We start from the raw sequence: 19,920 nt of genomic DNA on the forward strand, positions 1-19,920 counted from the left end.
TCCATGGCAGGTTGCACTGTTTTATTTAACCCGGCGACTTCGCCATCGTTGTTTCATCCTGATCGTCTTGCGCTTCTTCCGGGAGCGGAACATAAACAACGCCGTTAGCTTCGTCGTTTAATCCTTTCACCAGCGCCACACAGATTGCCAGCAATACCACGGAGAACGGCAGTGCCGCGGCAATCGAGGCGGTTTGCAGTGCCTTCAGGCCACCGGCCATCAGTAATACAGCCGCAACCGCACCCAGACCCAGGCCCCAGAAAATACGGAAACGCTGTGGAGGGTTACGCTCACCCATCGACAGAATGGTACAGATAACCAACGTGCCGGAATCCGCGGAGGTAACAAACCAGGTGATGATCATCAGCGTCGCCAGTGCCGCCATTGGTACGGTTAACGCTTCAACGTTCAGTGCTTCAATGGTTTTATACAGCGCCAGGGTCATGTCGTTATTCACCGCTTCAACAATGCCACCCACACCGTACAGTTCCATATGCAGAGCGGTACCACCGAAGATCACAATCCACATAAAGCCACCCAGTGGCGGGATAATCAGCGCGGTTAACATAAACTGGCGAATGGTACGGCCACGGGAAATACGCGCGATAAACATACCTACCAGCGGACCCCAGGATAACCACCAGCCCCAATAGAAAATGGTCCACCAACCCTGCCATTGGCTACCCGGTTTGGTATCGGTCCAGAAGCCCATCGGAATCATATTCCACATATAGTCGCCCACACTGGTCACAAACATGCTGAGCAGGAATACCGTCGGACCGGCAAACAGGAAGAACAGAATCAGAATGGCGCTGATGCGGATATTCCAGACACTGAGGAATTTAATGCCTTTTTCCACACCGGAAACTGCAGACAAAGTACCAATCACCGAAATCACAGCAATCAGAACCACCTGAGTCGCCGTGGAAATTTCGATATCAAACAGGTGGTTCAGACCGGCATTCATTTGTGCCACACCCAAACCCAGTGTGGTGGTGGTACCGAATAAGGTACTGAAGATCGCCAGCAAATCGACCGCATGGCCAATTGGCCCGTAAATACGATCCCCCAGAATCGGGTACAGCGCCGAACGTACTGTTAGTGGTAAACCACGGCGGTAGGTGAAGTAGGCCAGCGCCAAGCCAACCAGAATATAGATAGCCCAACCATGCAGACCCCAGTGGAACAGAGTGATACGCATCGCGACCTGAGCCGCTTCGGCGGTACTGGCCTGAATACCGGCCATATCGATAAAAGGGTTACCCTGGAAGTGGGTAATTGGCTCAGCGATACTCCAGAACAAAATGCCGGTACCGATGGCGCAGCTGAATAACATGGAGAACCAGGTAACAAATCCAAACTCCGGCTTTTCATCGTCATTCCCCAAACGAATACTGCCGAAGCGGCTGAAGGTTACCCAAACCGAGAAAAACAACACCAGACTCACCACGGTAATGTAATACCAGTTGAGGGTGGTTTGTATCCAGTTTTTGACATCACTGTAGATGCCATTGGCAAAATCAACATTCAGCACGGTGAATAACACAAAAGCCAGCACCATGGCTTTTGACGCGATTCCCATGCCTGGATGAATTCCGTGGAAAACACCCTGACTGGCTATCAACTTACTGGGCCGCATAACGCACGCTCCATTCTTATTTTTGTTCATTTGTGTTGATCATCTGCACCCACTTACGAGTCGTAAGATCAACAAACCATCGCAGAAATTAACTACTTGTCATATGGTATACCATACTACAACTCGAACACGCAAACCCTGTTTTAGTCCATAAGATGCCAATCACAGAGAACAAATTACTGCATACTTATCTGGTCGGTTTTAAAGCGGAAAAAATGGCGGGAAAAGCCGGAAAAACGATAATTTTCGGCGGAAATGCATTAATAAAAAGGCTGAAATACGCTTCTGCTATATCTCAGACAATGGAAAAACTGCGATGAAAAAATCGCGCAATAACGAATTTATTATTGCGCGATCGTACGATTATTCTGCCGTCGCTAGATCACAGTAGGGCATCAGATATCACCCATACAGATGTATTTAACTTCGAGATAATCTTCCAGGCCGTATTTAGAACCTTCACGCCCCTGACCGGATTCTTTTACACCACCAAACGGAATCACTTCCGAGCTGATCGCGACTTCGTTAACACCCACCATGCCATATTCAATCGCTTCTGAAACGCGCCAGATACGTGACATATCTTTAGTGAACACATACGACGCCAGACCAAACTCGGTATCGTTCGCCATCGCAATCGCCTGCTCTTCAGTCGCAAAGGTAAATATCGGCGCCACCGGGCCAAAAATTTCTTCGCGGCTGATGCGCATCTCAGAATTTAAATTGGATAAAACCGTCGGCTGATAAAAACAATCGCCCTGGCCATCGATATTGCCACCAGTGTGAATATTTGCGCCTTTGCTTCTGGCATCTTCAACTAAGGAATGCACATTAGCCGCCGCTTTTTCAGTAATTAACGGGCCAATGGTGGTTGCGCCGTCGAAACCATTTCCTAAGACAAACTGATTTACTTTTTCCGTCAGGCGCTGGGTAAACGCTTCAGCGATGGAATCCTGAACAAAAATCCGGTTGGCACAAATACAGGTCTGACCGGCGTTGCGATATTTTGCTGCAATCACACCATCAACCGCTTTATCCAGATCAGCATCGTCAAACACCAATACCGGGGCGTTGCCGCCTAATTCCATCGACGTACGTTTTACCGTATCGGCACATTGCTTCATTAATAATTTGCCTACCGGCGTAGAACCGGTGAAGGTAAATTTCTTAACGATCGGACTCGCAGTTAATTCACCACCAATGGCAACCGCATTGGTACCAACAACCACATTAAATACACCGGCAGGAATACCGGCACGATCGGCTAATTCAGCCAGAGCCAACGCCGATAGCGGTGTTTCTGCTGCAGGCTTTAATACCATGGTGCAGCCTGCTGCTAACGCTGGCGCCGCTTTGCGGGTAATCATCGCATTGGGGAAATTCCACGGCGTTACCGCAGCGACCACACCCACACCTTGTTTAATAACCAGCGAGCGACGGTTATGAGTGGTGTGTGGAATCACATCACCATAAACCCGTTTGGCTTCTTCCGCGAACCACTCAACAAAAGACGCGCCATATAATACTTCGCCGCGGGATTCACTGATCACCTTGCCTTGTTCCGCCGTCATAATCGCCGCCAAGTCTTCCTGATGTTCAATCATCAGGTCGTACCAGGCGCGTAATAATTGTGATCTTTCTTTGGCGGTTTTATTTTTCCAGGCAGCTAATGCCTGGTCCGCGGCGGCAATCGCCTGTTGAGTTTCGCTGGCACCCAGGTCGGCAACACGGGCGATGATTTCACCCGTTGCCGGATCGGTTACCGCAAAGCTGTCACCACTGCTGGCATCCAGCCACTGGCCATTAATATAAGACTGGGTTTTCAGTAACGCGCTATCGTTTAAATTTAAAATGGACATGGTTTTATCCTGAAAAAAGCACTGCGAACCCGCCCGAATACACTAAATAAAACGTATTCAGGTGCTGATTAATCAACGTGGGCGAACAGATATTGGGATTTAACCGGGCACAACAAGCAGTCATCAGTCATACCCGGTTACCGTTAAATCAGCCGGTAATAAGCCAAGAGCCGGTTACAGTAATTCCAGTTCCTGTAATACGTCCCGGGCGATACGGAAACATTCCACGCCCTGAGGCACACCACAATAAATGGCGATGGCATGAATCGCGGCGCGAATTTCTTCAACGGTTACGCCATTGGTCACGGCGCCACGCAGATGCAATTCCCACTCGTGCATTTTGCCGAGGGCCGCAATCATGGTCAGATTCATTAACGAGCGGGTTTTCATATCAATGGCTTCGTCACCCCAGCCAAAACCCCAGCACCATTCGGTCATTGCCTGTTGGAACGGCAAATTAAATTCATCCGCCTTTGCCAGATTCGCATTGACGTAATCTTCACCCAGGGTTGCTTGTCGCTTGCTTAACCCCAGTTCAAACAGTGCTTTATCCATATTGGTATCTCGTTAATTTAATTGGTAGGCAATCTCAGCAGCCTCCGTCAGATGGCGGATACAGATTTCTCTGGCTAGCTCAGAATCGTTGTTTTCAATTGCATCAATCATGCTGTTTAAATTTTCCGGACCTTTAGTGCGGCGCTCAGCAGTACTCAGCGTTAATGCCCGCAAGCGCGAGATCCGTGCATTTAAACGTTCCACCAGATCCCAGGCGACGTATTTGCCACCGGTGGTAAAAATCAGGTGATAAAATTCTGTGGTTAATTTCAGGCCTTCTATAACGTCTTCTTTTTTCAGGCACTGAGCAATTTCCTTGCGCAGGTTCCGCAGCTCGGCGACCACAGCCTTGTCGGCTTTTTCTGCACAAGCCTGCACCGCTGAACATTCCAGCATGGTGCGGATCTCATAAATTTCTTTCACTTCATCTTCGCTGATGGTTGCTACTGCAAACCCAGCGTTGGCGACACCAATCACCAGACGCTCACTCTCTAAGTGGCGAATACACTCACGCACGACGGTACGGCTGACACCCATGCTTTCGCACAGGGTGCGCTCGACCAGACGTTCACCCGGCTTAAATACTTCACTGGTAATAGCATCACGCAGTGATTCCAGGGCGCTCTCTTTCAGTGTTTTGGGACGGCTTACCTTCAACATATTGCTCATCGATTCCGGTTTTTAAACAGTTATTACGTGTTTTTCTGCGCTAGGCATTTAAGGAACCAAGACTACTATATTTCTTAACCTTTGTTTGCATGCGTTCAGATTATATGATTGTATACCATAATACAACGTACAACGACATGTGACAGAAGCGAGCACAAAATGAAACCTGAAATCAGAAAAATCGTCTGCTTTGAAGAAGAGACACTTATTGAAGGCTTTAAAGAAGCAGAGACTCCAGCACGCATGTTTGCTGCCGCAGCCATTGTTAAAAACCCATGGGCCGGACGTTTTGTTGAAGACCTGAAACCGGAAGTAAAAGCCTATGGCCCGGTATTAGGTCAGATCCTGACCGACAAAATTGCTGCCATGGCCGGTGGTGCTGAAAAGGTAGAAGCATTTGGTAAAGCAGCCGTAGTGGGTATGAATGGTGAGATCGAACACGCCTCTGCACTGATCCACACACTGCACTTCGGCAATATTTTCCGTGAAGCCGTCGGCGCTAAGTCTTTCCTGTCATTCACCAATACCCGTGGTCCGGCAAACGCGCCGATTATGGTACCTATGATGGATAAGAACGACGGTGGTAAGCGTTCCCACTACCTGACCCTGCAATTCAACATCAACGATGCACCGGGTCCGGATGAAGTCGTTGTTGTATTGGGTGGTGCAACCACTGGCCGTCCACATCACCGTATTGGTGACCGCTATCAGGAACTTCAGGAGTTAGGCCATGACGTTGACAACCCTGCAGCGGTTTAAGGCGGACAACGGGCTGGCGTATTTTCGCGTCGGCTCCGGCTCTCCGGTGGTGCTGGTTCATGGTGTTGGCCTGCGGGCTGAAGCCTGGCTGCACCAGATTCCGCAACTGAGCAAACAACACACGGTATATGCCGTCGATATGCCGGGCCATGGTGACAGCTCGCTGGAAGCAGCCAGCTCAACCACACTGAACGGTTACGTTGACGCTATCGCCCAGTGGATCGAAACCGATATTCAGGCGCCGGTGATCATTATTGGTCACTCCATGGGTTCCATGATTGCGCTGGATTTTGCCAGCCGCTACCCACAGTTGTGTAACGGCGTGGCTGCGCTGAATGCCATTTTCCGCCGCAGCGATACAGCCCGCCAGGCGGTGCAGCAACGTGCTCGTGAGATGGTCGAGAACCCGCAGCTGGATCGTGTCAGCGCACCGATTTCGCGCTGGTTTAACACCGAGCCTCAAGGCCTTGAGCTGGAAATGGCTGAACTGTGCCGCCAGTGGCTGAGCATCGCTCCGGCAGCCGGTTATGCCCAGGCTTATCAGATTTTCAGTCTGGAAGACGGGCCATCCGATGATGACCTGGCATCCCTGACGGTACCGGCGATCTTTATTACCGGTGATGGCGACAGCAACTCCTCCGGAGAAATGTCGCAGCAAATGGCGCAGCGTTGTGCCAACGGTCGTTACGCCGTGATCAAAGACTCCCGACACATGGTGCAAATGACGCACCCGGTCGAAATTAATCTGCTGCTGCTCGAATTTGCAGACCAGTGTGAACAACACGCGAGGAACAACGTATGAGCACAATCGATACCCGCGAATTACGCAATGCCTTTGGCTCTTTTATGACGGGTGTAACCGTTGTAACGGCAGTGAGCGACAGCGGCGAAAAAGTCGGCTTTACCGCAAACTCTTTTACTTCGGTTTCGGTTGATCCGGCACTACTGCTGGTTTGCCCATCCAATAAGTTATCCAGCTTTGAAGTGTTTAATCAGTGCAAACATTTCGCCATTAACATTCTGGCGGAAGATCAGCAGGATATTTCCAACACCTTCGCCAGCGCTAAGGGCGATCGTTTTGCTGACATCGAATGGCACGCTGACGAAAACGGTTGTCCGATTATTGCCGGATCCGTGGCGCACTTCTCCTGTTCGACCTTTAACACCATTCCAGCGGGCGACCATATTTTACTGGTTGGTGAAATTCAGGACTTTGCGGCCAATGATAAGCCAGGTCTGGGTTATTCCCGCGGTGGTTACTTCAGCCTCGGTATGGAACACAAAGCCGAAGAGCTGACTCACCTGATTGGTAAAGTGGGCGCCATTATTGAGCACAACAACCAGTTACTGCTGAAGAAAACCGAGCAGGGTTACACCGTGCCTCAGGTATCCACCAGCAAAGATCAGGGTTCTAAAAACACCATTCAGCAATACCTGAAAGAGAAGGGCCTGAGCTGCAAAGTGAGCTCGGTATATTCGGTGTATGAAAACCCCGAAGCCCAGGCATTCAGCAGCTATTACCGCGCCGTAGCCGACAACGATGTTGTTACTGAAGGTTGTGAATACGTCAGTATTAACGAACTGAAAAACATCCAGTTTTGCTCCGCCGATGTGCAAAGCATGCTGCTGCGTTACGTGCACGAAAAACATAACGGCGTATTCCGTTTATACGTCGGTGACGAAAAGTCCGGTGATATCCACTAATAATAATTCTGGAGATACCCCATGAAGTTTTCTCTTTTTGCACACATGGAACGGGTGAACGAACAGCAAACCCAGGAACAGCTGTATCAGGAGTTTTTATCTCTGTGTGATATGGCCGACCAGGGCGGCATGTGCACCATCTGGACCGGTGAGCACCATGGTATGAACTTTACCATCGCGCCCAACCCGTTTCTGAATCTGGTGGATCTGGCACACCGCACCAAGAATGCTCGTCTGGGCACAGGTACTGTTGTCGCACCATTCTGGAATCCGATCAAAATGGCTGGCGAAGCGGCCATGACCGACATCCTGACTCAGGGTCGTCTGGAGCTGGGCATCGCCCGCGGTGCGTACTCGTTTGAATACGAGCGTATGACCGACAACCTGGATGCCTGGCAGGCAGGTGAATGTCTGCGTGAAATGGTGCCGGCGGTTAAAGGCCTGTGGGCCGGTGACTACGCCCATGACGGTAAACATTACCAGTTCCCGAAGACCACTTCGGCGCCAAAACCACTGACCGAAGATGGTCCGCCAATCTGGGTGGCAGCACGTGATATCAACAGCCATGAGTTTGCTGTTGAAAACGACTGTAACGTGCAGGTGACACCGCTGTGGCAGGGTATTGAGGAAGTCGAAGGTCTGATCGAGAAGTTTAATCAGGCCTGCGAAACCTACAAAAAACGTCCGAAAATTATGATTCTGCAGCACGCCTATGTTGGTAAAGACGAAGCCGAGCTGGCCCAGGCAGCAAAACAGCTGAATGAGTTCTACTGTTACTTTGGCGCCTGGTTCAAAAATGAGCGTCCGATTAACCAAGGCCTGATCCAGCAGCTGAGCCAGGCAGAAATTGATGCTCATCCGATGTACAACGCCGATGCCATGCGTCGTGATCTGATGATTGGTACTTCGCAGCAGATTATCGATCGTCTGAAGCACTACGAAGACCTGGGGTATGACGAGTTTTCTTACTGGTCTGACAGCGGCATGAGCCGTGAGCAGAAAGAGACTTCTCTGAAACGCTTTATCGACGAAGTGATGCCAGCCTTCAGCTGATCCGCTACGGGAAATGACTATGACAAATCAATTACCTCACTATCAGCTGTTTATCGATGGCGACTGGGTTGATGGCTCCGAACAACAGGTGATGGAAACCAGCAACCCGGCGACCGGCGAAACCTGGGCGACCTTCGCCTGCGCCAGCCACGCCGATGTTGAACGTGCTGTCAGCGCCGCACGCCGTAACCTGACCGAAGGTCCATGGGCGGAAATGACCGCGACTCAGCGTGGTGCATTACTGTACCGCCTGGCTGAACTGGTGGAACAAAACGCCGAAAAGATCGGTGAAGTTGAAACCATCGACAGCGGCAAGCTGGCCGCCGAAACCGTCAGCCAGTCGCGTTACGTTGGCAACTGGTACCGTTACTACGCAGGCCTGGCGGACAAGATCGAAGGTGTGACTCTGCCGATCGATAAGCCGGATATGCATGTGTTCACCACACCGGTTCCGATTGGTGTTGTCGCTGCGGTAGTACCCTGGAATGCTCAGATGTTCCTGACGGCTGCCAAACTGGGCCCGGCACTGGCTGCCGGTTGTACTGTGATCTTAAAAGCCTCTGAAATGGCACCCGCGCCGATGTTTGAATTAGCCAAGCTGATTCAGCAGGCAGGTTTCCCGGATGGCGTGGTATCCGTGATTACCGGAGACGCACCGAACTGTGCAATTCCGTTAACCTCTCACCCGGATATCGATCGCCTTGCCTTTACCGGTGGTCCGGAAGCCGCCAAACACGTGGTGCGTAACAGCGCCGAAAGCTTCGCCGTTACCTCGCTGGAGCTGGGCGGTAAGTCGCCGATTATCGTGTTTGAAGATGCCGACCTGGAAAGTGCTGCTAACGGCCTGATTGCCGGTAACTTCGGTGCTTCCGGCCAGTCTTGTGTGGCCGGTTCACGTGCCTTTATTCAACGTTCAGTACTGGAAAAAGTGCTGAGCAAGGTTGAAGAAAAGACTCGCCAGATCGTCATTGGCAGCCCGCTGGACAGCTCTACCCACGTTGGACCGCTGTGCACCATGGCGCAGATCGAAGGTATCGAACGCACACTGCAAACCGCAGTTGAGCAGGGCGCCAACATTCGTGTCGGCGGTCGTCGTGCACCACAACATGGTTCAGAACACTATTTCGAACCGACGATTGTTGAATGTCCGAACACCAAAATCGCCACACTGGAAAACGAAATGTTTGGCCCGGTGATGTCGATTGTTGCTTTTGATACCGAAGAAGAAGCCATCGCCATGGCAAACGACAGTGTTTATGGCCTCGGCTCCGGCGTATTTACCCAGAATATCGCCCGGGCACATCGCGTATCCGCCAAGATTCAATCGGGTATCTGCTGGATTAATACCTATCGGGTGACCTCTCCGATTGCACCATTTGGTGGTATTAACCAGTCAGGTTACGGCCGTGAGGCTGGTATTCAGGCGGTGCAGGATTACATCCGCACCAAAACCACCTGGATCAACACTTCATCCGAACCGATGAGCAACCCGTTTGTAATGCGTTAACTCTCTGCCTAACTCGCTCTTAACCTCAACCCCACGGCACTCAACAGCGACTTTGCCGTGGGGCTTTTTTCCTCCGTTTTCTGCCACTCCCCATTCACTACCGTTCTCAAATCGCAACAATCAGTTTCACCTTGTTGTCTGCTATGTCGATTGATCTGGATTAAGCGCACGCCATACTCAGCTACTTAAAATGGCGCCAGATAATCCAGGGAAACGATTCATGAAGTTATTTAACAAAGACGTACCGGAAACCTACGAAGGAGAGGGCGTCGAACATCTGGCCAAACTGGTACAGCGCCAACTGTGGATTCAGATTTTATTAGCACTGATTTTAGGTGTGGCGTTTGGTACCTGGCTGTCGCCGGAAGGTGGCCAGGCGGTCGCCGCAGAAACCGCCTATTCCATCGCCGAATGGGTGAAACTGCCCGGCACTATCTTCCTGAATATGATTCAGATGGTGGTGATTCCACTGGTGATCAGCTCGATTATGCTCGGTGTGGGCGGCAACGGCGATACCTCTAACCTGAAATCCATCGGTTTAAAAATCGCACCGTATTTTGTATTAACCACCACCTTAGCGGTGACCATTGGTATTACCCTGGCACTGGTGATTCAGCCGGGTAACTACGTCGATGTCGATGCGTTAATGGCTAACACCAACACAGCAGTACCAACCTCGATAGCACCGGCAACGGATGTCTCCCTACCGGACCAGATTTCGCGTTTAATCCCGACCAATATTACCCGGGCGATTTACGAGCAGAGCATGTTGCAGCTGGTTATTTTTGCCATCTTTATGGGGCTGGCGATGGCCAGCGTGCCACGTAAACGGGTATCGGCGCTGCGCGATATGGTGGAAGGCGTGCAGGAAATTTCCATGAAAGTCGTCGGCTGGGCCATGCTGCTGGCACCGTACGCGGTATTTGGTTTATTAACCGAAATTTCCATCAAGGTCGGTCTGGAAGTTTTATTGGGTATGTCGGCTTATGTTGGTACCGTATTACTGGGGTTGTTCTGCCTGTATTTAACTTATCTGACCATCGTAAAAGTCTTAGCTCAGCGCCCGGTGCTGGCGTTTGCCAGAGCGGTTCGTCCGGCTCAGCTGCTGGCATTCTCTACCTCCAGTTCCGCTGCTGTGATGCCGCTATCGCTGCAAACTGCCCAGAAAGAATTAAAAGTCGACGACAGCACGGCTAAATTTGTTGTGCCGCTGGGGGCCACGGTCAATATGGACGGCACAGCGCTATACCAGGTGATTGCCGCGGTATTTCTGGCGCAGATCTTTGGTGTCGATTTATCGATTCAGGAAATTCTATTGCTGGCGGTAACGACCGTTGGTGCCTCGATTGGCTCACCGTCAACACCGGGTGTTGGTATCGTGATTCTGGCGACAGTGCTGAATAGCGTGGGCATCCCGGCGGAAGGCATTGCACTGATTTTAGGTGTCGACCGGATTCTCGATATGTGCCGGACCTCAGTTAACGTGACCGGGGATTTGGTCGCCTGTACCGTGATGCAGAGATGGGCCTGATCAAATAATTGTGTAGGTTGGGGTGAGCTCTGCGAACCCCAACATGAGAACAAAAAGACCTCTTTTTTAAAATTTGATCGCTGGGGTTCGCAAAGCTCACCCCAACCTACGGATTTTATAACTTAAAAGATGGTTCGTGATGCAAAATGCCTTGTATCGTTGCGGCACTATCGAGCGCCTGCTCCAGCGTCTGGCTTTGCGCCTCACGGAATAAGCGTTTGGTTTCACGTAAACAACGGGCATCGTTAGTCGCCATCTGACGCGCCAGACCTAAGGCATTACCCACCAGCTGATCGTGTTCTACCACACGGGATACCAGTCCCATGGCTAAGGCTTCATCGGCAGAAAATGCACGACCGGTTAATGCCATTTCCATCGCTTTTTGCATACCAACTCGGCGCGGTAATAACCAGGCGCCGCCGTCACCGGGGATAATACCCAGCTTGATAAAACTCTCGGAGAAGGTGGCTTTGTTACTGGCGATGGCGATATCACACATACACACCATATCATTGCCAGCACCAACCGCCGGGCCATTTACCGCAGCAATGACCGGCACTTGCAGACGAGCAAAAGCCAGCGGAATTCGCTGAATAAACTGCTTATAGTTTTTCTGCAGTTGCTCAACATCGCCCGCAAACATACCGGTGCGATTTTTCATCGCTTTGATATTGCCGCCGCCGGAGAAGATATCTCCCTCACCGGTGAAGACAGCGACTTTGACACTGCCATCCGCATTAAGCTGATCGACCATGGCATCAAAGGCGTCGATCACATCGGCATCGGAAATCGCGTTTTTAATCTCCGGACGGTTCAGAGTAATCAGAGCAATGCTGTTATTGCCGGCATCGTCCTGAACTCGTTCAATGACTAAAGGATCAGTCATGTGCTAACTCCTCAATATCTTTAAAGTGCGCCAGTGCCTGTGGGTTGGCCAAAGCATCGGTGTTTTTCACCGGATCACCATGCACCACATTGCGCACTGCCAGTTCCACCAGCTTGCCGGAAATGGTACGAGGTAATTCCGGTACCGCAATCACCTTCGCCGGAACATGGCGTGGAGTGCAGTTAGCGCGGATCTGCTGACGGATTTTCTGACGCAATTCATCAGTCATTTCGTTGTTTTGCAAACCAGATGCCAGAGCTTCTTTGGATAAAACGACAAACAGCACAACCCGGACATCGTCCTGCCATTGCTGGCCGATGGCGAGACTTTCCACCACTTCATCCAGCTTCTCAACCTGACGATAAATCTCGGCGGTACCAATACGCACACCACCCGGGTTTAACACCGCGTCGCTGCGACCATGAATAATCAGGCCGCCGTGTGGGGTCACCTCTGCATAGTCTCCATGCGCCCACACATTCGTGAACTGATCAAAATAAGCGTTATGGTATTTCTGGCCGTAAGGTATTTCAGAGCAGTCATCGTTCCAGAAACCCACTGGCATCGAAGGGAAGGCCTGGGCACATACCAGTTCGCCTTTTTCGCCGACGTTGGACTTGCTCCCATCGTCATTCCAGGTCTGAACGTCCATCCCCAAACCAAAGCACTGCAGTTCACCGCGATACACAGGTAACAACGGATTGCCCAAGGCGAAGCAGGAAATAATATCGGTACCGCCGGAGATCGAACATAACGCCAGGTCGGCCTGGCCATCAGATTCAACCGCAATATCACGATACACATAATCGAAGCTTTCGTGAGCCAGCGGTGAGCCGGTGGAGAGCAGGGTGCGAACTTTATGCTCGTGAGAGGCCGCAGGTTTAACACCAGCCTTTTCCAGCGCACTGATGTATTTGGCGCTGGTACCAAAAATCGTGATGCCTTCCTGCTGGGCAATATTCCACATCACCTCAGGGTTAGCTTCACCATCCTGATGGAACGGCGAACCATCAAACAGCAGCACGGTTGCGCCAGTGGATAAGCCCGACACCAGCCAGTTCCACATCATCCAGCCACAAGTGGTGAAGTAGAACAGCACATCATCTGCTTTTACATCGGTGTGCAGCAGCAGTTCTTTTTTGTGTTGCAGCAGAGTGCCACCCGCACCATGCACGATGCATTTCGGCACGCCGGTGGTACCCGAGCTGTACATAATATAAAGCGGGTGGTCGAAAGGCAGAGCTTCAAAATCAATATCGCTGGCATCGTTATTAAGGGAAGAGTTTAAGAAATCGCTCCAAAGGATCGACTGCTCTGGCTGAGCAAATTCATTCTCTAGACCAACATAAGGCACTGAGATTAATTGCTCAGCATCCAGGTTTAACGATTCAGCAATGGCCTGAACCCGCTCACCACAGTCGATCTTTTTACCAGCGTATAAATAGCCCTGGGTAGCCAGCAGTAACTTAGGTTTGATCTGACCAAAACGATCCAACACACCCTGAATACCAAAGTCCGGCGAACAGGATGAAAACACCGCACCAATGCTGGTTGCAGCCAACATACCGATCAATGTTTGTGGGCAGTTAGGCATAAAGGCTGCGACACGATCACCAGCAACCACTCCCAAAGCACGCATAGCGCGAGCCGCTTTGGCGACCTGCAGATACAGTTCGGCGTAACTGATCTCAACCCGGGTATCAGGGTCTTCATTGCGGAAAACCAGAGCGGCTTTATTTGCCAGATCAGAATTGTTGGCGGGCGCCAGCAGGTTCTCAGCGAAGTTTAATCGTGCGCCTTCAAACCAGCTTGCACCCGGCATCTTATCGCCGTTGCTTAATACGCTGTCATAAGGAGTCTGGGCTTCCACCTGAGCGTAGCGCCACAACAAAGACCAGAAGGCTTCGCGTTGCTCCACACTCCACTGATGCAGTTCTGCATAGCTGCTCAGATTAAGGGAATATTCGCTGTTGGCCCGCTCGAGGAAAGCCTGCATATTCGATGCTTGTTTGCGCTCCGTGCTGGCTTGCCACAATAAATCCTGAGTCATGTTTCTTTACCCGCTTATTGATTCGCCGCGATAGCCAGACCGGCTTTGCTGCCGTTCGGACGGTTTAATTGTTCACTAATCCAGGCTCCGGTTTGTGCCAGCGCCTGCAGATCCACACTCGAGTCGTAACCCAGGCCGTTAAGCATATACACCACGTCTTCGGTGGCGACATTACCAGAGGCGCCTTTGGCGTAAGGGCAACCGCCCAGACCAGCAACCGAGCTATCCACAGTACGAATACCCAGCTCCAGTGCGGCGTAGATATTGGCCAGCGCCTGGCCATAGGTATCGTGGAAATGCACCGCCAGCTGCGACATCGGCAAATGCATCGCCAGCGTACGAATCAGTTGTTGGGTTTTGGCTGGCGTGCCGACACCAATGGTGTCGCCGAGGGAAATTTCATAGCAGCCCATATCCAGCAGAGCCTGGGCAACATCGACAACTTTATTCACATCCACTTCGCCCTGATACGGACAACCCATCACAGTGGAAACATAACCGCGCACCGGCAAACCGACGGTACGGGCGTGATCCAGCACCGGGCGAATTCGCTCCAGACTTTGCTGAACCGTGCAATTAATATTCTTTTGCGTGAAGACATCGGAGGCGGCGGTGAATACTGCCACTTCATCTGCGTTAGCGGCTAACGCGCCTTCTAATCCCTGCAGGTTAGGCGTCAGCGCTGCGTATTTCACCGCTTTGCTGCGCTTAGGACTGGCATTCAGTTGTTGCAGCACCTGATCGCTGCCCGCCATTTGTGGTACCCATTTCGGTGAGACAAAGCTGCCTGATTCGATGGTGGTTAAACCACACGCTGCCAGACGTTCGATCAGCTCAACCTTCAGTTCAACCGACAGCTCCTGCTTTTCATTTTGCAGGCCATCGCGGGCGCCTACTTCGACGATTTTTATTTTTTCTTTTTTCATCATTCGCAAACCTTTCGGGGTTCGACACCAAGCCTGACAACCCATTACTTTTTCAGTCGGTGCATAGAAAGCCACATCCCTGTGATCTCTATGCACTCGCAACATCCTGTTGCTGGCTTTGAAAAAGCAACGAGTCACCAGACTTTAATGTTAAACCGACAAATCCTTTCGCCTTTTGTCAGCAACTTCAGTCTCAATCGGCTGAATCAAGAATGTTGAGTTGTCAGCTGTTTTTTCAAAGCAGCAGTGGGACACTGCGACCGGCCGATTTAGCGGCGGCTGAAAAAACGGGTGATAACTCGATGTTCGTTGCCATTGGCATTCAGTATTCGTTTACTCCTCACCCTGAAGAGCAATCAACTCAGCACCTTCAAACACCTGGTCGCCAGCACCGTAGAACACCTGCTCAACCACACCGTCTTCGGCGGCACGAATGCTGTGCTCCATCTTCATGGCTTCCATAATCATCAGCACCTGACCGGCTTCAACCTGATCACCAGCTTTGACGTTTACTTCCAGCACCTGACCCGACATCGGAGCGGTTAAACCACCATGGTCGTCTCCAGCACCTTCACCAAGCCAGACATTACGAGCGTAACGCTTGGTTGCTTTTTCCAACCAAACAATGGCTTCGTCGTCGGTGATTTTGACGTTATGACGTTGAATTTTGCCATCCAGCTCGTAGCTTAAAACAGCGTTATTCAGGCTCAGGCCGTTAACCCTGTAAGACTCGTCTTCGATGTCGATTTGAAGCGAGCCATCCGCCTGGTGCTGAACCTTGGCGACACAGGAATCACCGCCAGCGGTATTCAGATAAACCGTTTCGCGAGCATTCAGATTCATTCTGAACTGATCATTGATATTCCATGGATCGGAAGACGTTGCAGTCGCAGGCTGAGCTTCACTCTCTAATTCAACTGCAGCCAGTTCAATAAGTGCGCCTAACAGCCAGTCGGCATCCAGCTCGGCATCCAGCTCATGACGATCAATAAAGTCGGTGGATAAATCGGCGTTGATAAAACCAGGCTCTGCCATCAGACGTGCCAGGAAGTCACGGTTGTTTTTAATACCGTCGATTTCCAATTCAGTCAGCGCCTGCTGCATACGAACAATCGCAGCGTTACGATCGGCGCCCCAGACAATCAGCTTGGCGATCATCGGATCGTAATACGGCGATACGGTATCACCTTCGATCACGCCGCTATCAACACGAATAGAGGAGGTTCGGTCGAAGTTACAGGCGGCAGGCCAGCGCAAGCGGCTTAGATCACCAATTGCTGGTAAGAAACTGTTGTCGGCATCTTCGGCGTAAATCCGCACCTCAATCGAGTGACCATTTACGCTCAACTGGTCCTGAGTCACAGGTAAGGTTTCGCCCGCTGCGACACGCAGCTGCCATTCCACCAGATCCTGATCGGTAACCATTTCGGTAACCGGGTGCTCCACCTGCAGACGGGTGTTCATCTCCATAAAGAAGAAATCACCACGACTATCGAGCAGGAACTCCACCGTACCGGCACCAACGTAATTAATCTTATGGGCAGCAGCGAGGGCGGCTTCCCCCATACGGCGACGCAAATCTTCGTCTTCATTAAAGCCCGGAGCCGGTGCTTCTTCGATCACCTTCTGGTGACGACGCTGCACCGAACAATCACGCTCGAACAGGTAAACGCCATTGCCGTGTTTATCGCAGAACACCTGCACTTCCACGTGGCGCGGCTTCAGCAGATATTTTTCAATCAGCAGGCGGTTATCACCAAAAGACGATAAACCTTCACGACGAGCACTGATGACGTTTTCCAACACGTCAGCGGCTTTTTCCACCACCCGCATACCTTTACCACCGCCACCGGCGCTGGCTTTTAGCAGTACCGGGAAGCCAATACGTTCGGCTTCGACACACAACAAATCATCGGATTGATCTTCGCCGTGGTAGCCAGGAACTAATGGTACAGCGCTGTCGGATAACAAGGCTTTAGCGCTGGCTTTATCACCCATGGCTTCAATGGAGGATGCCGGAGGGCCGATAAATTCAATGCCGTTTTCGGCACAGGCGCGGGAGAACGCCGCGTTTTCGCTAAGGAAACCATAACCCGGGTGAATTGCCTGGGCGCCGGTTTGTTTTGCTGCCGCGATCACTTTATCGATTTGCAGATAACTTTCGCTGGCCGCCGCCGGGCCAACACATACGGCTTCATCAGCGGCTAAAACATGTTGAGCTTTTCGATCAGCTTCGGAATACAAAGCCACGGTACGAATGCCCATGGCTTTAGCGGTACGCATCACCCGCAGGGCAATTTCGCCACGGTTAGCAATCAGGATCTTATCGAACATATTATTTATCTCCTGTTGCGTATGAAGCTTTACGCTTTTCAAAAAATGCGGTTAAACCTTCCTGACCTTCATCACCCACACGCAGATGGGCAATCAGTTCTGAGGTGTAATTTTTTAACTCATCGTCGACGGGCTTATTACTGACGTCACGAATCAGTTGTTTGGTAGCAGCGATGGCTTGTGGGCCGTTATTCAGCAGATTTTTAATCCAGCCAGAAGTCACTTCCGATAACGTTTCACGTGAAACAATTTGATGTATCAAACCGATTTCATATGCCTTTTCGGCATTAATAAGTTCAGCGGTTAAGAAATAACGACGAGCCTGACGCGCGCCCATGGCGGCAATCACATAAGGGCTGATGGTTGCCGGGCTCAGGCCCAGTTTCACTTCACTCAGGCAGAAGCGCGCATCATCCGATGCCACCACCATATCGCAGCAGCTGATCAGACCCAGAGCTCCGCCAAAAGCAGCCCCCTGAACTTCAGCAATGGTCGGTTTCGGGAAGGAGTTCAGTTCATCCAGCAGGTCTGCCAGACGACCAGAATCAGCCAGATTTTCTTCCAGCGACGCCTCTTTCTGCGACTTCATCCAGTTCAGATCACCACCGGCGCAGAAGTGTTTACCTTCGCCGCGTAACACCAAAATCCGTACAGCATCGTCCGCTGCCAGGCTGGCCAGCGCTTCGCGTAACTCTGAGATGGTTTCGGCGTTAAAAGCGTTATGAACTTCCGGGCGGTTCAGGGTTAAGCGGGCAATTCCGCCTTCGATATTTAAAGCAACTGTGTTTAAAGAATTTGGTTCCATATCCGCCTCCTTACATCCGGAACACGCCAAACTGCGTGTCTTCCATCGGTTTATTCAGACAAGCGGATAACGCCAGACCCAATACCCGGCGGCTGTCAGCCGGATCAACAATGCCGTCGTCCCACAGACGGGCAGAGCTGTAATACGGATGGCCTTGTTTTTCGTAGGTGTCACGTACCGGTTGTTTAAAGGCTTCGACTTCGTCGTCCGGCCATTCAACACCTTTCTTAGCCAGCGCGTCTTTTTTCACCTGAGCCAGAACACCAGCGGCCTGTTCACCACCCATCACAGAGATACGGGCGTTGGGCCACATAAACATAAAGTTCGGATCATAAGCACGGCCACACATACCGTAGTTACCGGCGCCAAAGGAACCACCAATCACCAGGGTTAACTTAGGCACTTTGGCACAGGCCACGGCGGTGACCATCTTGGCGCCATGACGGGCGATACCTTCGGCTTCGTATTTCGGGCCAACCATAAAGCCGGTGATGTTTTGCAGGAAAATCAGTGGGATTTTGCGCTGGGCACATAGCTCAATAAAGTGCGCTCCCTTCTGCGCGGCTTCACTGAACAGAATGCCGTTGTTGGCGACGATGCCCACCGGCATGCCGTATAACCGGGCAAAACCAGTGACCAGCGTGGTGCCAAAACGGGCTTTAAATTCATCAAATTCTGAGCCATCAACTAAGCGGGCAATCACTTCACGCACATCGTAAGGCAGGCGGGTATCCTGAGGAATCAGGCCGTACAGTTCTTCCGCGGGGTATTTAGGTTCTACCGACTCGCGTTGATCCATCTGCTGTGGCTTTTGCCAATTGAGACGATCCACTGCGTTACGCGCCAGCTGCAAACCGTGGGCATCGTTTTCCGCCAGATGATCAGCTACGCCGGATTCTGTGGTGTGTAATTCACCACCACCCAGCTCTTCGGCCGTCACTTCTTCACCCGTTGCCATCTTCACCAGCGGTGGGCCCGCCAGGAAAATAGTGCCTTGTTCACGCACAATAATGGCTTCGTCTGCCATCGCCGGAACATAAGCACCACCAGCAGTACAGGAGCCCATTACCACTGCAATTTGTGGAATACCTTTGGCCGACATATTGGCCTGATTAAAGAAGATACGACCGAAGTGTTCGCGGTCCGGGAATACTTCATCCTGGCGCGGCAGGTTAGCACCGCCGGAATCCACCAGATAAATACAAGGTAAGCGGTTTTGCTCAGCAATCGCCTGAGCGCGCAGGTGTTTTTTCACCGTCAGCGGGTAATAACTGCCACCTTTTACCGTGGCGTCGTTACCGACAATCATGCACTCCACACCATTAACCCGACCGATACCGGCAACGGCTCCGGCGGCAGGAACATGCTCACCTTCGTACACTTCGAAGGCCGCCATCTGGCCGATTTCCAGAAAACCACTGCCCGGATCGAGCAGGTGCTGAATACGTTCGCGTACCGGCAATTTTCCACGGCTGATATGGCGCTGCATCGATGCTTCTCCACCACCTTCACGGATGGTGGCGAGCTTATCGCGCAGGTCATCAACCAACGACTGCATATGGGCGCGGTTGGCTTCGTAGTCGGGTGAATGTGTATCCAGACGCGTCTGAATGATTGGCATAACGCTTACCTCGTTCTCGCAG

16 protein-coding genes are annotated in these 19,920 nt (G+C 51.5%); 6 read left to right on the forward strand and 10 right to left on the reverse strand.

The features are described from left to right. Positions 1–25: 25 nt before the first annotated feature. From ACOQOZ_RS14270 to ACOQOZ_RS14285, 4 genes are all read right to left on the reverse strand, one after another. Entirely contained in the window at positions 26–1,639 is a 1,614-nt protein-coding gene (locus ACOQOZ_RS14270; protein WP_420588821.1) for a BCCT family transporter, read from the reverse strand. 395 nt (positions 1,640–2,034) lie between these two features. Beyond that, positions 2,035–3,498: an NAD-dependent succinate-semialdehyde dehydrogenase gene (locus ACOQOZ_RS14275; protein ID WP_420588822.1), complete on the reverse strand. Its 1,464-nt coding sequence runs from the start codon at positions 3,496–3,498 to the stop codon at positions 2,035–2,037. Between the two features lie 174 nt (positions 3,499–3,672). Next, a complete protein-coding gene (locus tag ACOQOZ_RS14280) occupies positions 3,673–4,053 on the reverse strand; it encodes a carboxymuconolactone decarboxylase family protein (RefSeq protein WP_420588823.1) in 381 nt (126 codons plus the stop codon). A gap of 12 nt (positions 4,054–4,065) precedes the next feature. Then, positions 4,066–4,722 (reverse strand): GntR family transcriptional regulator, encoded by a 657-nt coding sequence (locus tag ACOQOZ_RS14285; protein ID WP_420588824.1) that lies wholly within the window; start codon positions 4,720–4,722, stop codon positions 4,066–4,068. 159 nt (positions 4,723–4,881) lie between these two features. On the opposite strand from ACOQOZ_RS14285, the gene ACOQOZ_RS14290 reads away from it, so the two are divergent. The 6 genes from ACOQOZ_RS14290 (at position 4,882) to ACOQOZ_RS14315 (ending at position 11,276) form a co-directional block, all read left to right on the forward strand. Further along, complete coding sequence (locus ACOQOZ_RS14290; RefSeq protein WP_420588825.1) at positions 4,882–5,481, forward strand: amino acid synthesis family protein; 600 nt, start codon at positions 4,882–4,884, stop codon at positions 5,479–5,481. Continuing rightward, the gene (locus tag ACOQOZ_RS14295) at positions 5,453–6,283 is read left to right on the forward strand and encodes an alpha/beta fold hydrolase (RefSeq protein ID WP_420588826.1); all 831 of its coding nucleotides are present in this window, start codon (positions 5,453–5,455) and stop codon (positions 6,281–6,283) included. Before ACOQOZ_RS14290 ends, ACOQOZ_RS14295 begins: the two co-directional genes overlap by 29 nt. After that, entirely contained in the window at positions 6,280–7,185 is a 906-nt protein-coding gene (locus ACOQOZ_RS14300; protein WP_420588827.1) for a flavin reductase family protein, read from the forward strand. The genes ACOQOZ_RS14295 and ACOQOZ_RS14300 overlap by 4 nt, the downstream gene beginning before the upstream one ends. Before the next feature lie 21 nt (positions 7,186–7,206). Then, a complete protein-coding gene (locus ACOQOZ_RS14305) occupies positions 7,207–8,238 on the forward strand; it encodes an LLM class flavin-dependent oxidoreductase (RefSeq protein ID WP_420588828.1) in 1,032 nt (343 codons plus the stop codon). A 19-nt stretch (positions 8,239–8,257) separates the two neighbouring features. Beyond that, positions 8,258–9,745 carry an aldehyde dehydrogenase gene (locus ACOQOZ_RS14310; protein ID WP_420588829.1) on the forward strand — a complete coding sequence of 496 codons (1,488 nt, stop codon included), beginning with the start codon at positions 8,258–8,260 and terminating at the stop codon, positions 9,743–9,745. A gap of 220 nt (positions 9,746–9,965) precedes the next feature. Next, positions 9,966–11,276 (forward strand): dicarboxylate/amino acid:cation symporter, encoded by a 1,311-nt coding sequence (locus ACOQOZ_RS14315; protein ID WP_420588830.1) that lies wholly within the window; start codon positions 9,966–9,968, stop codon positions 11,274–11,276. A gap of 115 nt (positions 11,277–11,391) precedes the next feature. Here ACOQOZ_RS14315 and ACOQOZ_RS14320 read toward each other — a convergent pair whose 3' ends face one another. The 6 genes from ACOQOZ_RS14320 to ACOQOZ_RS14345 form a co-directional block, all read right to left on the reverse strand. After that, positions 11,392–12,162, reverse strand: a complete 771-nt coding sequence (locus ACOQOZ_RS14320; RefSeq protein ID WP_420588831.1) for an enoyl-CoA hydratase-related protein — start codon at positions 12,160–12,162, stop codon at positions 11,392–11,394. Further along, positions 12,155–14,212: an acetoacetate--CoA ligase gene (locus tag ACOQOZ_RS14325; RefSeq protein ID WP_420588832.1), complete on the reverse strand. Its 2,058-nt coding sequence runs from the start codon at positions 14,210–14,212 to the stop codon at positions 12,155–12,157. The genes ACOQOZ_RS14320 and ACOQOZ_RS14325 overlap by 8 nt, the downstream gene beginning before the upstream one ends. A gap of 14 nt (positions 14,213–14,226) precedes the next feature. Beyond that, complete coding sequence (locus tag ACOQOZ_RS14330) at positions 14,227–15,141, reverse strand: hydroxymethylglutaryl-CoA lyase (RefSeq protein WP_420588833.1); 915 nt, start codon at positions 15,139–15,141, stop codon at positions 14,227–14,229. Positions 15,142–15,471: 330 nt separating this feature from the next. Continuing rightward, entirely contained in the window at positions 15,472–17,472 is a 2,001-nt protein-coding gene (locus tag ACOQOZ_RS14335; RefSeq protein ID WP_420588834.1) for an acetyl/propionyl/methylcrotonyl-CoA carboxylase subunit alpha, read from the reverse strand. Position 17,473: 1 nt separating this feature from the next. Continuing rightward, positions 17,474–18,277, reverse strand: a complete 804-nt coding sequence (locus tag ACOQOZ_RS14340; protein WP_420588835.1) for an enoyl-CoA hydratase/isomerase family protein — start codon at positions 18,275–18,277, stop codon at positions 17,474–17,476. Between the two features lie 10 nt (positions 18,278–18,287). Then, positions 18,288–19,898: a carboxyl transferase domain-containing protein gene (locus tag ACOQOZ_RS14345; RefSeq protein ID WP_420588836.1), complete on the reverse strand. Its 1,611-nt coding sequence runs from the start codon at positions 19,896–19,898 to the stop codon at positions 18,288–18,290. Positions 19,899–19,920 lie beyond the last annotated feature (22 nt).

Source organism: Bacterioplanoides sp., from assembly GCF_965219715.1.
Lineage (GTDB): Bacteria > Pseudomonadota > Gammaproteobacteria > Pseudomonadales > Oceanobacteraceae > Bacterioplanoides.

Coding starts and splice junctions, on each gene's coding strand:
- ACOQOZ_RS14270 (WP_420588821.1), bottom strand. CDS start 1,639: ATGCGGCCCAGTAAGTTGATAGCCAGTCAGGGTGTTTTCCACGGAATT.
- ACOQOZ_RS14275 (WP_420588822.1), bottom strand. CDS start 3,498: ATGTCCATTTTAAATTTAAACGATAGCGCGTTACTGAAAACCCAGTCT.
- ACOQOZ_RS14280 (WP_420588823.1), bottom strand. CDS start 4,053: ATGGATAAAGCACTGTTTGAACTGGGGTTAAGCAAGCGACAAGCAACC.
- ACOQOZ_RS14285 (WP_420588824.1), bottom strand. CDS start 4,722: ATGAGCAATATGTTGAAGGTAAGCCGTCCCAAAACACTGAAAGAGAGC.
- ACOQOZ_RS14290 (WP_420588825.1), top strand. CDS start 4,882: ATGAAACCTGAAATCAGAAAAATCGTCTGCTTTGAAGAAGAGACACTT.
- ACOQOZ_RS14295 (WP_420588826.1), top strand. CDS start 5,453: ATGACGTTGACAACCCTGCAGCGGTTTAAGGCGGACAACGGGCTGGCG.
- ACOQOZ_RS14300 (WP_420588827.1), top strand. CDS start 6,280: ATGAGCACAATCGATACCCGCGAATTACGCAATGCCTTTGGCTCTTTT.
- ACOQOZ_RS14305 (WP_420588828.1), top strand. CDS start 7,207: ATGAAGTTTTCTCTTTTTGCACACATGGAACGGGTGAACGAACAGCAA.
- ACOQOZ_RS14310 (WP_420588829.1), top strand. CDS start 8,258: ATGACAAATCAATTACCTCACTATCAGCTGTTTATCGATGGCGACTGG.
- ACOQOZ_RS14315 (WP_420588830.1), top strand. CDS start 9,966: ATGAAGTTATTTAACAAAGACGTACCGGAAACCTACGAAGGAGAGGGC.
- ACOQOZ_RS14320 (WP_420588831.1), bottom strand. CDS start 12,162: ATGACTGATCCTTTAGTCATTGAACGAGTTCAGGACGATGCCGGCAAT.
- ACOQOZ_RS14325 (WP_420588832.1), bottom strand. CDS start 14,212: ATGACTCAGGATTTATTGTGGCAAGCCAGCACGGAGCGCAAACAAGCA.
- ACOQOZ_RS14330 (WP_420588833.1), bottom strand. CDS start 15,141: ATGATGAAAAAAGAAAAAATAAAAATCGTCGAAGTAGGCGCCCGCGAT.
- ACOQOZ_RS14335 (WP_420588834.1), bottom strand. CDS start 17,472: ATGTTCGATAAGATCCTGATTGCTAACCGTGGCGAAATTGCCCTGCGG.
- ACOQOZ_RS14340 (WP_420588835.1), bottom strand. CDS start 18,277: ATGGAACCAAATTCTTTAAACACAGTTGCTTTAAATATCGAAGGCGGA.
- ACOQOZ_RS14345 (WP_420588836.1), bottom strand. CDS start 19,898: ATGCCAATCATTCAGACGCGTCTGGATACACATTCACCCGACTACGAA.